A 13,791-nucleotide genomic window follows, 5' to 3' on the forward strand; every position below is an offset into this window, starting at 1 on the left:
GTAAAAGATGAAAGATGTTTATTTATTTAGTGGTTTTTTAGGTAGTGGGAAAACGTCGATGTTAACGGATGTATTACGACAGTTAAAAGAAAAGGGAATCAAACCAGCTGTAATTATGAACGAGCTGGGGAAACTGCCCTTTGATTCGCAAGCGGTAGGGGAAGACGTACCATTAAAAGAGATGTTAGAAGGATGTATTTGCTGTTCTGGTGCGGAAAAAACAGAAGCCCAAATTCAAACTTTGCTGGCAGGAGAAGAATTTGATGTGTTAATTATCGAAACAACAGGGGCTGCTCATCCAGTTGAGGCGTTAGATGCGGTGTATTCTCCTTTATTTGCAGAGCAACTCAATATAAAAGGAATCGTGACAGTAGCAGACAGTAAACTTTGGCTTGAACGAACAACTCTTACACCACAAGTTCGTACGTTATTTTTAGAACAAATTCGCCATGCTCATCTACTTCTTGCTAATAAAATGGATTTACTCACAGAATCCGAACAAGCAAAAGTAGTATTTGAAATGCAAGGTCTAAATCCTGATGCATTTATTTTACAAACAACAAATGGACGAGTGCCTCTTCATTTATTAGAAAACTTGCAAGCAACTACAATAAATAAAGAAGTGAACCAAACACAAATTGGCAAGCATCTTCATTTAAGTTCGCGATTAATTGAATTTAACACAAGTTTTACGCAAGAAGCCTTTGAAGAGTGGGTAAAGTCATTACCTAGCAGCGTTTATCGTATGAAAGGCTATGTGCCAATAGAAGGTGTAAGAAATCCATTTATGTTCCAATATGCTTACGGCTTAGTTCAATGGCTTCCTGAATATATCAAAATGCCAGCTAAGCTTGTAATGATTGGTGAAAACATTCAAGATATCCATGTCATCGGTGAGGAATAAACGTAATAAGAATGTTACAAACGAAAAGGTAATGTATTATAAAGTTTTTCTGAAAAATTGTCAATAGGTTTTGAATGGTAATTAATTATGCTAAAGGAAAATATTATGAATAAAATAAATTGATAAATTCATAGTTTTCAACGTTTTCCAGTATTGTTGGACTTGTTACCAAGATATGGACCATATATTTCAAAAATCCTCCGTTATGATAGATTGCGAGAGGAGATGACAAAATGAAAAAATGGTTTATGACATTTTGTGCTTTAGGTTTATTAGCAACTCAAGTTTCAACAGCAGATGCTGCATCTAACAAAGAGGAGGTTAAAAACGACTCAATTCCATCTTACGTAAAAGTAATTAAATTAGATCAACAGGACGTGTTTAATGCACTTTCAGATAAAGAAGATTTAAAAGATTTATCTATTAAATTACTAAAATCAAATGTAAATATTGAGCAACTATTAGCTTCTTACAATATAAAAGTAGATAAACAGCAATATACAAAATTAGTTGAAGCTAAAAAAGAAGCAAAACAAGATAATAGTAAAGTGGTAAAGGAAACAGCTGCAACACCAGCAAAACAAACAACAACAACCGTTTCAAAACCAACAACAAACAACAATAATACAACACAAAACACAACTCAACAAGCAGCACAACCAACTACGAGCGCACCTGTGAGCACTTCAGCTTCAGAGTTTGAAAAACAAGTTGTAGAGTTAACAAATGCGGAACGTACAAAAGCAGGTCTTGCACCACTTCAAATTGATAATGCGGTAATGGCTTCTGCACATGCAAAATCAGCAGATATGGCGAAAAATAACTATTTCTCACATACAAGCCCAACATACGGTAGCCCATTCGATCAAATGAAAGCTGCAGGTATCTCTTACCGTTCAGCAGGTGAAAACATTGCGCAAGGTCAACAAACACCTGAACAAGTAGTACAAGCTTGGATGAATTCAGAAGGTCACCGCGCAAACATTTTAAACTCTAGCTTCACTCATATTGGTGTTGGCTATGTAGCAGACGGTAACTACTGGACACAACAATTTATTCAAAAATAATATTTTCATAGTTTGATAGAAACCGAGTTAAGACTAGTTCTTGCTCGGTTTTTTTGTTGTTTATTTTAATTGGATTGGACTGATGAAGGACAAAACAATTGAAAAAATGGAATGAAATGTCCTTCATTCAAAAATATGAATACACTAAAACAGTTTTATCCAAACAAAAACGCGCTTCATCCCGCCACTGAAAACAAAAGAAGAAACTAAAGCAAAACAGTCTTGCTACTTTCTAGAAACATTCATATCCCATCCCACAAACCAAAATCATCCCTCATCCATTTTTATGCTCAAACTAAGAAGTATTTACCCAATTTAATGATTAAAAAACAGTAATAAATGGAAATACTGAAATGTACGAAAAGAGGAGGGGTGACTATGACTGAAGAGCAGAATCCAGAACAAGTGATTTTAACCAAACTGAAAGATAGTTTTTACAATTCTGCTGATTTTGTCGCGAAGCCCATCAGTTGGTGGGATAATGAAGTCGCCATTTTATGTTTTTACTCCTCTATAGTTAATAAAGCTGATGTCGAACGTATTATGTATTTTTTTAAAGAACATTTACGAGACGATAATATGTATTGGGGAGAATCTATTTATACATCGGTGATCCCACTAGATGAAAAACAATTAGCGAAATTTCTTTGTGATGGGGAAACGATTATTGTTCGCTTGAAAACGAGGGAAATGATTCGCATTAATCTTCCTGAAATGGCTTATCGACAAACAGATGAACCAGCAAGTGAACATGTATTACAAGGTTCTAGGGAAGGGCTAGTTGAAAATTTTGATGTTAATATTTCATTAATTCGAAAACGAGTAAAAAGTCATCGATTAGTTGTGAAGCAAAAAACAATTGGATATGAAACAAATACAACTGTTTACTATTTATACATGGAACAGCTTGTGGACGAAGAAGCACTTCAACTGGTTGAAGAACGGCTAGACAAAATAAAGGTAGATCTATTTTATAGTACAGGTCAATTAACAGATTATATGGAGGATAGTGTTTGGTCGCCCTTTCCACAACTATTAAAAACAGAAAGACCCGATCGAATTATTGCCAGTTTACATGAGGGGAAGATTGCGATTCTTTCTGACTTATCAACAACCGCAATAATCGGACCAACCTCATTTTTTTCATTTTATCAAACACCGGATGATTTTAATGGAAGAGCTGTAACGGGGTCCTTTTATCGTATACTTCGAATCTTTAGCTTCATTATAGCTATCTTTTTACCTGCGTTTTATATTGCCATTGTAAGTTTTCACTTTGAAATCTTACCATTGGAACTTTCAAATCAAATTAAAAGCGATATTGAAAACATTCCATACAGACCGATTTTAGAAGCAGTCATATTAGAGATGACGATCGAATTAATTCGAGAAGCAAGTATTCGACTACCTACTTCGGTTGGACAAACAATTGGTATTGTAGGAGGGCTTGTAATTGGTGATGCCATTGTTAGTGCGGGATTAGTCTCAAACATGATGATCATCATTGTTGCCTTTACAGCGATATCAAGTTATGTAGTTCCATCAACAGAGATGAATTCATCGATACGATTTTTACGATTTCCCTTCATGATTTTAGCGGCTTTTTTCGGTTTTATCGGAATCGCATTTGGTGCAATCATTCTTTTAATCCATTTATTGAACTTAACATCGTTAAAAAGACCGTATTTGACACCAATCATTCCTTTTAATCCAAAGGCGATTTTTAAAATATTTATCAGAATGCCTTTTTTCAAACCATCTAAACATCCAAAAAGTTTCTCGCCAAATAAGGATGGGAAATCATGAATATTCAACTTACTAGAATTCAATTTTTCATCATCATTTTTACATTGTTTACTGGTTTTGTTTATATATCTATCCAAACGCCAATTATCTCCCATGGAAAACGTTCGGCATGGTTAATTTTTATCGCATCATCGATTTTCATCTATCTACTTTTAGTTTTTTATGAAAAAACCTATAAATATTTTATTTTAGGTAAAGTAACCACGATGATTTACCATTTATACTGGTTATTCCATTTATCCTTCGCTGTTGCTTATTCAATGTATATCGTGTCGACTTGGATTAGCCCATATACACCAAAAATTGCTTTGTTATTTTTATTTTTATTACCAAGTCTATACGCCAGTCTAAGTAGAGCAGAAACTGCCGTAAATGTTGGTATAGTTTTTGGTATTTTTATTTTATTCTTCATTTTCTTTGTGCTAAATGCATACAAAGATTTTGAATTTAGGAACTTATTACCTATTGGTGAAAGCGGATGGAAGGATTGGATGTGGGGTTCACTATATAGTTTAAATGCCTATCGAAATGCAGAATGTTACCTTATTTTAAGAAAATTTGTAATGAAAGATGAGAAGATTTCGGGGATGCCATTATTTGTATTTATATTTTCCCTTTTTGCCATGTTTCTCTTCTCAATTCTATCGGTTATGCTCTATTTCAGTATGGAAGAATTTAACCTAATATCAGAACCCATTTTATATCTTTTACATGCTCAAGAAGTAACCTTTGTAAAGAGACTAGATTTAATATTTGTCTTTATATGGGTATTCATCACGATTATTACGTTAATTAATTATATTTTAGTTGTGAGACTAGTCCATTTTCAGAAGGTGCGAAAATTTGCTAAGTCCCGAATCGTCATTTATCACCTACTTATTTTTGTAATTGCTTACTTTATTGCTAAATTCGAATCGATACAAATGATTCGTCAATATTATTGGATTCCATTTCTAGTATTTGGATTGTTATTGCCAATTTTGATTATTTCTTGGAATAAAATAAGGGGGCGAACAATATTCGATTCATCCAAATAGTCATCATTGTGTTGTTGCTTGCAGGTTGTTGGGATGAACGTTTATATAAGGATCATACGGTCGTATCCCTTGTAGGAATAGAAGGGACATTTGGAGAGATGAAAAGCTATTTTGCATATCCTGAGTTGCAATCTGGTAATTCCGAGATAACAATTATTGAAGCGGATGGTGTCGATGTACGTGATACCCGTTTGAATGCTGATTTAAAAGTTGAACAAGCCATGGATTTGTCCATGATGAGTACTTTGTTAATAAGTGAAACTACAGCAAAAGACGGATTGAATAAATACCTAGATGTTTTTTACCGAGATCCTACTAACTCCATTACGGCATTTTTAGTGTTAGTTGATGGGAATTTGAAAGATTATATGGAGGCAAGTAAATCTTGGACAACGGAGGCTGGCGAATATTTTGCACGATTTATTCGAAGTAAAGAAGAAGTATCAATTGTACCAAATCGGACGATTCAAACAGCATCGGCTATCCTTTATTCTGATGGAATGGATTTAGTATTACCATATATGGTATTAAAGGAGAATGAAAAACGTCCAGAACTTGGTGGTGTCGGGTTGTTTTCTAAAGGGAAGTATACAGGAAGAGTTTTAAAACCAGAACAATCTAGGTTTTTAGGATTATTACTTCAAGAGAGAGGTCGTAAAATAAAATATTCAACAACTTATAAAGACCTACCTTTATCATTTACAATATTAGATGTGAATAGAAAATGGAAGTTTGAATCTCCTAATACAATGAAAATGGATTATGAGCTAGAAGTTGAACTTGAAGAATTTTCAGATGCAGGATTGAGAAATGTAACCAAAATAAGTGAACTGGAGAATTTTATTAATAAAAAGATAACTGAGGAAGTAAATGAAGTTATTGAAATTTTACAAGATGAAAAATGCGATGCGTTAGGATTAGGAAATTTTTTTCGCGTAAAAAATCCACAAATGTTTGATGATAATTGGCATGAAACCTTCGCAAATCTAGAAATTCAAGTAGAAATTAAGTCAGAAATCTTAAAAACAGGGCTTATTCATTAATCAGTCATTATTGGCTGATTTTTTCTGTTATGCCTGTAGAGACGTCGTTTATCTACATGAATTATGGTACAATAGAGAGTGATTAGTAAAATGATTTTTCATTTATAATTCATGTGAATCATATATACGAATTAAAGGTTGATTTAGATAGGAGTTTTTGTGTGAAACAAAAATCAATTATTTTAACAGGTGGGGGAACGGCAGGACACGTGTCGTTAAACCAAGCAATCATCCCCACATTAATTGAAGAAGGTTATAATGTTCATTATATTGGCTCTCATGATGGGATTGAGAAAGAGTTAATTACTCAAGCTTTTCCTGATGTGCCGTATCATAGTATATCGAGTGGGAAATTAAGAAGATATTTTTCAATGAAAAATTTTACGGATCCATTTAAAGTGCTAGCAGGAATTGGGCAAGCTTTTGCCATTGTTCGAAAAGTGAAGCCTTCAGTTATTTTTTCGAAAGGCGGTTTTGTTTCAGTACCTGTTGTAATGGCTGCAAGATTAGCGAATGTTCCAGTCGTTATACATGAATCCGATGTGACGCCAGGACTTGCTAATAAATTAGCACTTCCGTTTGCATCCCATATGTTTACAATTTTTGAACAAACATTAAAATACTTACCAAATGACAAGGCAACTTGCACAGGTTCGATTGTACGGGAACAATTATTCCAAGGCGATAAAGATCGCGGCATGAAACTATGCGGGTTTGAAGAAAATAAAAAAACATTGCTTGTAATGGGTGGTAGTTTAGGCTCTGTTGTATTGAACGATGCACTTAGAAGTAATCTACCTGAACTTTTAATGGAATTTAATATTATACATTTATGTGGGAAAGGTAATGTTGACCACTCGTTAGATTCCTTAAAAGGTTATAAGCAGTTTGATTATGTAACTACGGAATTACCTGATCTTTTATACACTGCAGATTTTATCGTCTCACGCGCGGGGTCCAACTCAATTTTTGAGTTTTTAGCATTAAAAAAACCAATGCTACTAATTCCATTATCAGCAACAAAAAGCCGTGGAGATCAAATCTTAAATGCAGGAATTTTTGAAAAACAAGGTTTTGCCTTAACTTTGGAGGAAGAATTGTTATCAAAAAATACATTCATGAAATCCATTCAGAACCTAGTGAAGAAAAAAGACGAAATCATAGACGCAATGATTAAAGCAGAAAGCCCAAAAACACCAAGCGAAATGGTGCAGTTAATTCTGCAATATGAAAAATAATAGATTGTAATAAAATTCTAGCTAAAAAAAACGGGCACATGTGTATAACATGGTGCCTGTTTTTTGATATTATTCTCCATTCCGCCAACACTTTTTATGGCAACACTTCAGTTAATTTATGTGACGGAAGGTATAAGAAATCGCGGCCAACCACTGTAAGCCGCGCAATAAATTAGAAGATTAAGTAGGAAAAATAAAAAGTTAGCGGACATTAACACAAGCAGATGACAAAAACGCTGTTGTACAAAGTATTGCTCCTGCGGTGGTTAACACCATCCTCGTCGCAAAAGGGGCATCTCAAAATAATTTTCAGATGCCTCTTTTGTCACCATGACCAACATCGTGTTGGCCCCAAAGACAAGTCGTAAAGACAACTACAAGTAGGCTTTGCGGCATGTGTGCTTAGTCCGCTCACAAAATTATTACTAAATTAGAATTTTTATCTAAGCTTCTAAATATTTACCTCAAAACTGAGTAGCTAAAAAGAGGCAGGACATGCTTGCGTCCTTGCCTCTTTTATTACATCGCTTGTTCTTCTTCTTTTGTAGATTCGTTGGCTGTTACGATATAGAATAAATCTTTCGGAATTTTATATAAGTCAAATTTCGTCTCCCCCATATTAATTTCTTCAAATAATGCAGGGTGTGACTCTTTTGCGCAAACGACATATTGTAATTTTAAACTTGCTCTTTTCGATTTTTCATTTTCACTTCGAATTCTCAAAAACACCGTATGAAAATCCTTTTCAAAAAACAACTCTGATAAGAAGTGATGTTTTGCCATTTGGTTATAGCCCATACCTTGATAAGGTACACCTATCCAAGTACCGAGGAAACCAGCTCCATCCTGTATATCAAAGAGACTTATTGTACCGATTGGTTGCCCGAAGTCTCCTATAATTGTCCTTGAAATTGTCTTACCAAGTTGTTCTTCTTCCAATAATTGTTTAGTCATAAATAAATACTCTTCAGCTGAGGAAGCTTTCTGACGGACAAACGGAAAAACGGAAGGGTGACTCATTAATTGGTACAGTTCGTTAGTTTCTGAAAGGTCTCTATGTTTTAACATGATGAAACGCCTCCTTTATAGGATAGTTGCAAAGCCAAAATTAAACCAAAATAATTGGCCGACAAGACAAAATATTAAACCCAAAGGAACAAGACGTCAAACAATTTTTTTTTGTAATATTAATTTACCCAAAAATGGCAGAGAAATAACTATATTACAAAATATTTTATGATAATATCATATTATAAAAAGTCAATTTTATACAAACATTTACATATAAAAATAGGATATTTTTTTTCGGAAAAATTGTAATATATATTTAATGTTTATTCATTAATAGATTGGTTGCTTAACAATTCTTTTACACTTATGATAGAAATAAATGAATATATAGGGGAGATAGCCTATGATCCACGCATTCTTAAAAGTACATGGTTCTGGAAATACATTTTATTTATATAATACTAACGATGAAAATGAGTTAGATTGGATTCATTTAACAAAGTGGTTATGTGATAAAAATAACGAAGGAGGGGCAGACGGGTTATTACTAGTCTTACCATCAAAAACTGCTGATGCAAAAATGCGCGTCATTAATGCGGATGGTTCAGAAGCTTCTATGTGTGGCAACGGGTTACGCTGTGTAGCAAGATATGTGTGTGAGAAACTTGGTAAAACACACGCAAATATTGAGACGATGAAAGCAACTCTACACGTAAAAGAAGAGGCACAAATTTTTGAATCGATTCCTACATATGCGGTAGAAATTTCACCTGTTTCCTTTGACTTGAGCACGTTACCAATGGTTTACAAAAACCAAACAGAAATAAAACATCAAATTATTGAGGAATTTTCACCATCGATTAAATTTACTGCGGTTTCAGTTCCAAACCCTCATTTAATCGGTATTTTAGAAGATCGCAACATTTCAGATTTTACGCATCAAGAACAACTTGCACAGTTTTTAAATAGCGAAAACGATTATTGTGTAGACGGGATAAATGTAAGTTATGTTTACCCATTAAAAAATGACACAATATTTGTTCGAACATTTGAAAGAGGTGTGGGTTTTACAAATGCATGTGGTACCGCAATGACAGCATCTGCACTAGTATCGAATTTAAATGGTGCAGTTGATGCAGAAGTGGTGACGGTTTATAACCCGGGTGGATTTGTAAAATGTGAAGTTAAACAACAAAATGACGATTTCCAACTAACTTTAATTGGCAACGCAACGTTTACAGCGGAGTACGAAATTGACATTAAACAGTTGGACTATTCAATAATTGAAATAAAAGAGACAAAAGAACAGGAGCAATATGAAAAGTGCATCAACTTTGTAAATAAAGAACTGACTGCACTCACTTCTTAATCCGCACAAGGGGGTGCGCATATGATTCAACAAATTCTTCCGAAAGTACAATTTGACTTATTATTTGGTAATAGCAATGATTTGGTTTTTTACATGGAAAAAGTAGGAGATGACTATAAATACATTTATTTAAACGCTCCCTCTATACAACTTCTTTCGGAAGATGCCATTGGTAAAAATATATCTGATATTATGGATGAAAAATATTATCAGGTTATTCTTGAAAATTATAATCTGGCAGTTGAACGTAAGAAACAAGTTTGCTATGAAGACTATCAATATAGATCTTCAGAAGTAAAAAAATATGAAACTTCTGTTATTCCAATATTTGTTGAAGATAAAACATTTATACTAGCAATCACAAAAGAAATTACTTTCGAACGTGATTTACAAGATAAATATTTATTTATGAGATCGGTGTTCTTTAATACCTTTTTATCTACCGTTTTAGTTTCAAGTGATGGACGCTTACTAGAAGCAAACCCTCAATTTTTACAAGATTTTAATTTGAATATTGAAGATGTACGTTGGCAACATTTTTCTGATTTATCCATTTTTACTCCTAAAAATGCGAAACAATTTAAAAGGTATTTAGATGAGGCTTGCAAAGGGAAGAACCTATCATCGAAATTTTTATCCTTCGTTGATAAAGACGGTATGATACGAAGCTTCACAGCAACCTTTTCGCCGATTTTCCAAAATAATGAAGAGTCCTTCGTTGTGGGTGTTTTTGTAATTTTACAAGAAATCACAGAAATTATTAAAAAAGAAAAAGAATTAAAGAGTACTGCCACAGGGCTTTGGAATTTAAAATATGCCATAGATAACGCTGCAGATATGTCCATTACTGATTTGAATGGAATTATTATAGATGTGAATGATCGTTTTATCGAACAAACAGGTTACAGTAAAGAAGAATTGTTAGGAGCTACCCACCAAATTGTAAATTCCGGTTTTCATTCGAAGGAATTTTTCCAAAAGCTTTGGGAAACAATCCAATCTGGTACAGTTTGGAGAGGGGAACTGTGTAACCGAACAAAATTTGGCAGTATTTATTGGGTAGATACGACAATTATTCCGTTACTCGATGAGAAAGGGAATATTCAACAATTTATGTCAGTGCATTATAACATCACTCAAAAGAAACGTATGATTACTGAGTTACGTAATATTGAGCGTATGTTTAAGATGATCAATGACAATACAAATGATTTAATTGTCATTACAAATGAAGATGGAATAATTTTATATGCTTCAAGTGCATACACCCGTAAACTTGGATATCATCCAGATGAACTTATAGGACAGTGTTATTCTAAAGTATTATCGGGTGATTGTAAGGAATTATGGAAAGAAGAATTGTTAAATATTGATCATAATGTGAATTCAAAATTAGAACTAATTCACACAACCAAAAACGGTGAAGCTCTATGGACTGAATGTAATTATACCGTTGTAAATGACTATTCTCGGAAACACGGATTCCAAATTATTATGGTTGCTAGAGAAATAACAGAAAGGAAAAAAATTGAGAATCAATTACTATTCCTTGCATTTCATGATTCCCTTACACAGTTACCAAATCGACGTTATATCCAGCAAGAGTTCCCAAACATAATAGAGGAAGCAAAGGCAAGAAATACCTCAATTGCCGTACTTTATGTGGATGGAGACAACTTTAAAGATATTAATGATCGTTATGGCCATGAAGTAGGGGATGCATTTCTAAATCATTTTGGTCGTGCGTTACAATCCAGTGTTCGTTCAAATGACCTTGTTGTTCGCATAGGTGGAGATGAATTCGCCATTGTTTTAACAGGGCTTGTTAAAAACAAACAAAAACGAGATAAACAAGTAAAGCAAATTATCGACAGAATAAAAGAATCGTTACAAAACGGTTGGGTCATTTCCAATCAGCAATTTTCACCTACAAGTTCGATTGGTGTATCTTTCTATCCAGATCACGGGACTAAACTAGAAGAATTGCTTCATTTGGCTGACCGTGCGTTATACGATGTAAAAACCATTTCAAAAAATAATTATAAAATTTATCAAAGTTAGTATTACACCTCGTTTTAAGGTACCCTTAGAACGAGGCTTTTTGCATATAAAATAATTGATATATTAGGTGAAGACGATGAATAAAAAAATATTAATTGTTGAAGATGAAAAAAACATCGCCCGTTTTATTGAGCTTGAATTAAAGCATGAACAGTTTAGTGTGTCAGTTACCCATGATGGGAGGGAGGGTTTAACGAAGGCTTTAGAAGAGCAGTATGATTGTATACTCCTCGATGTTATGTTACCTAGTTTAAATGGGATTGAAGTCTGTCGGCGAATACGGGCTCAATCAAATGTTCCCATTATATTAATTACCGCCCGGGATGCTGTCATGGATCGCGTAGCCGGGTTAGATGCTGGAGCGGACGATTATGTAGTAAAACCATTTGCCATTGAAGAATTACTCGCAAGAATCCGCTCTATTTTTAGAAGGGTGGAATCTACTGAAACAGAAAAGATAGAAGATAAAATCAAAGTCCGTGAAATTGTCATTAATCCTTCATCCTACGAAGTGTATTTCGAAGGAGAAAAATTAGAATTAACTAAAACGGAATACGATTTATTAAAATTGCTATGTGAAAATAAAAATAGAGTTTGTGAAAGGGAACGTATCCTTCAAACGATATGGGGATATGACAGTGAAGTAGAAACAAATGTAGTAGATGTTTATATACGACACTTGCGCTCTAAATTAAAAACCGATAAAGAACCGTATATCGAAACTGTCCGTGGTGTTGGTTATGTGGTGAGAGAATGAAAAAATTGGACAAGTTGTTTGTTAATCAATCGCTTAAAACAAAATGGACGTTGTCAACAGCCATCGTAATCTTCATCAGCTATGCTGCAATCTGCATTGTGATTTACCTTGCCCTCTATTCTTGGCTTCTTCAAAATGAGGAAAATAATGCGATACGTACTGCTGATGACCTAACTGGATTCTTACAATCACAAAAAGGTTCAATTACAATTCAAGAAATACAAAGTAACACCGGCTTGTTAAAAGCGATTGTCAATCAAAATCAAACTGTACGAATTTTCAACTTTGATGGGTATGAAGTATTACGAATTAACGATATCTCCCCAATTGCAAAAATTGACTTGTCGGATGATAGTTTTTTAACTACAATCGTAACGGAGGATGAACTAAAAGAGGATGTATTTGTTATCAATAGATTAGTGCAAATTGGGTCCTTTAAAGGAATTCTTCAACTTATTCATCCATTATCAACTTTTCAATCTATGATGCAATATGTATTAACAGCGATGTTGATTGCGGGAATTGGTGCAGTATTTTTAGCTGGCTCCATCAGTTATTATTTAGCCAATCTCTTAATTAAGCCTTTAAAAGACTTGCGCGATTCAATGGACTCGGTACGAGACAAAGGTTTTGAAGAACAAATTAAATTCTCTTATAATGCAGATGATGAAATAGGGGACTTGTTGACAATCTATCGGAATATGATGGCTGAGCTTCAACAATCTTTTATCAAGCAACAGCAATTTGTCTCTGATGCCTCCCATGAGTTACGGACACCTATTCAAGCGATTGAAGGCCATTTATCTTTAATCAAGCGATGGGGTAAGAACGATCCGCAAGTTTTAGAAGAATCAATTGATACTTCCTTGAGTGAAGTAGCGCGGATGAAAAAAATGATTGAAGAATTATTAGATTTGGCTAGAAATGAAAAGAAAGATACTAATGCTTCTGCTAATATAGAAATCGTCTTAGATTCAATTAAAAGTGAAATGCAACTAATCTATCCAGATGCAGATATAGAAATTGAATCAAGTGGAAAGCAAAAACAAGTAAAGATTACAGAAAATGCTTTAGAGCAAATCATACGAAATATCATTGAAAATGGGATTAGATATAACGATAAGAAACCTCTAATTAACATTAATGTAAATTATTATGATGATAAAATTATTCTAGTTATTGCCGATAATGGAATAGGGATAGCAAAAGAACATTTGCCACATATCTATGATCGCTTTTATCGGGTTGATGCTTCTAGGGAAAATAATGGGGGAACAGGTTTAGGTTTAAGTATAACGAAAATGTTAATAGAGAAATATAGTATAGATGTGGATGTAAAAAGTAGCATTGGAATAGGTACGCAATTTAGTCTAACATTTAAAATATAAATGATACCCCAAAATTCAGACCTTAAAATCATAACTGACCAAAAAAATTTGCTTATTTTGTGAAAAATAGTTGTATTTTTTGTGAAGAGTAGTAAGATTGATATGGAAAA

At 33.8% G+C, this 13,791-nt stretch carries 11 protein-coding genes; 10 read left to right on the forward strand and 1 reads right to left on the reverse strand.

Features of this window, described 5'->3' with window-relative positions:
• Positions 1-7: 7 nt before the first annotated feature.
• The 6 genes from NKR20_RS07880 to NKR20_RS07905 all read left to right on the forward strand — a co-directional run bounded on the left by NKR20_RS07880 (position 8) and on the right by NKR20_RS07905 (position 7,095).
• On the forward strand, positions 8-904 hold the full coding sequence (locus NKR20_RS07880) for a CobW family GTP-binding protein (RefSeq protein ID WP_253425111.1): 897 nt from the start codon (positions 8-10) through the stop codon (positions 902-904).
• Positions 905-1,137: 233 nt separating this feature from the next.
• Positions 1,138-1,971, forward strand: coding sequence for a CAP domain-containing protein (locus NKR20_RS07885; RefSeq protein WP_253425113.1), 834 nt, complete (start codon positions 1,138-1,140; stop codon positions 1,969-1,971).
• A 378-nt stretch (positions 1,972-2,349) separates the two neighbouring features.
• A complete protein-coding gene (locus NKR20_RS07890; RefSeq protein ID WP_253425115.1) occupies positions 2,350-3,777 on the forward strand; it encodes a spore germination protein in 1,428 nt (475 codons plus the stop codon).
• The gene (locus NKR20_RS07895; RefSeq protein ID WP_253425118.1) at positions 3,774-4,814 is read left to right on the forward strand and encodes a GerAB/ArcD/ProY family transporter; all 1,041 of its coding nucleotides are present in this window, start codon (positions 3,774-3,776) and stop codon (positions 4,812-4,814) included. The genes NKR20_RS07890 and NKR20_RS07895 overlap by 4 nt, the downstream gene beginning before the upstream one ends.
• An 8-nt stretch (positions 4,815-4,822) precedes the next feature.
• Positions 4,823-5,857, forward strand: a complete 1,035-nt coding sequence (locus NKR20_RS07900) for a Ger(x)C family spore germination protein (RefSeq protein ID WP_253425121.1) — start codon at positions 4,823-4,825, stop codon at positions 5,855-5,857.
• A 161-nt stretch (positions 5,858-6,018) separates the two neighbouring features.
• Complete coding sequence (locus tag NKR20_RS07905; protein WP_253425124.1) at positions 6,019-7,095, forward strand: undecaprenyldiphospho-muramoylpentapeptide beta-N-acetylglucosaminyltransferase; 1,077 nt, start codon at positions 6,019-6,021, stop codon at positions 7,093-7,095.
• A 519-nt stretch (positions 7,096-7,614) separates the two neighbouring features.
• Here NKR20_RS07905 and NKR20_RS07910 read toward each other — a convergent pair.
• Entirely contained in the window at positions 7,615-8,163 is a 549-nt protein-coding gene (locus NKR20_RS07910) for a GNAT family N-acetyltransferase (protein WP_121213832.1), read from the reverse strand.
• Positions 8,164-8,509: 346 nt separating this feature from the next.
• On the opposite strand from NKR20_RS07910, the gene dapF reads away from it, so the two are divergent.
• The 4 genes from dapF (at position 8,510) to NKR20_RS07930 (ending at position 13,681) form a co-directional block, all read left to right on the forward strand.
• Positions 8,510-9,475 carry a diaminopimelate epimerase gene (gene dapF, locus NKR20_RS07915; RefSeq protein WP_253425127.1) on the forward strand — a complete coding sequence of 322 codons (966 nt, stop codon included), beginning with the start codon at positions 8,510-8,512 and terminating at the stop codon, positions 9,473-9,475.
• A gap of 21 nt (positions 9,476-9,496) precedes the next feature.
• Positions 9,497-11,536, forward strand: a complete 2,040-nt coding sequence (locus NKR20_RS07920; RefSeq protein ID WP_253425130.1) for a PAS domain S-box protein — start codon at positions 9,497-9,499, stop codon at positions 11,534-11,536.
• A 76-nt stretch (positions 11,537-11,612) separates the two neighbouring features.
• Positions 11,613-12,293, forward strand: a complete 681-nt coding sequence (locus NKR20_RS07925; protein WP_253425133.1) for a response regulator transcription factor — start codon at positions 11,613-11,615, stop codon at positions 12,291-12,293.
• Positions 12,290-13,681 (forward strand): sensor histidine kinase, encoded by a 1,392-nt coding sequence (locus NKR20_RS07930; RefSeq protein ID WP_253425136.1) that lies wholly within the window; start codon positions 12,290-12,292, stop codon positions 13,679-13,681. Before NKR20_RS07925 ends, NKR20_RS07930 begins: the two co-directional genes overlap by 4 nt.
• Positions 13,682-13,791: the final 110 nt, after the last annotated feature.

It is taken from the genome of Ureibacillus endophyticus (assembly GCF_024159215.1).
Lineage (GTDB): Bacteria > Bacillota > Bacilli > Bacillales_A > Planococcaceae > Ureibacillus > Ureibacillus endophyticus.

Coding starts and splice junctions, on each gene's coding strand:
- NKR20_RS07925 (WP_253425133.1), top strand. CDS start 11,613: ATGAATAAAAAAATATTAATTGTTGAAGATGAAAAAAACATCGCCCGT.
- NKR20_RS07890 (WP_253425115.1), top strand. CDS start 2,350: ATGACTGAAGAGCAGAATCCAGAACAAGTGATTTTAACCAAACTGAAA.
- NKR20_RS07920 (WP_253425130.1), top strand. CDS start 9,497: ATGATTCAACAAATTCTTCCGAAAGTACAATTTGACTTATTATTTGGT.
- NKR20_RS07930 (WP_253425136.1), top strand. CDS start 12,290: ATGAAAAAATTGGACAAGTTGTTTGTTAATCAATCGCTTAAAACAAAA.
- NKR20_RS07895 (WP_253425118.1), top strand. CDS start 3,774: ATGAATATTCAACTTACTAGAATTCAATTTTTCATCATCATTTTTACA.
- NKR20_RS07885 (WP_253425113.1), top strand. CDS start 1,138: ATGAAAAAATGGTTTATGACATTTTGTGCTTTAGGTTTATTAGCAACT.
- NKR20_RS07910 (WP_121213832.1), bottom strand. CDS start 8,163: ATGTTAAAACATAGAGACCTTTCAGAAACTAACGAACTGTACCAATTA.
- dapF (WP_253425127.1), top strand. CDS start 8,510: ATGATCCACGCATTCTTAAAAGTACATGGTTCTGGAAATACATTTTAT.
- NKR20_RS07880 (WP_253425111.1), top strand. CDS start 8: ATGAAAGATGTTTATTTATTTAGTGGTTTTTTAGGTAGTGGGAAAACG.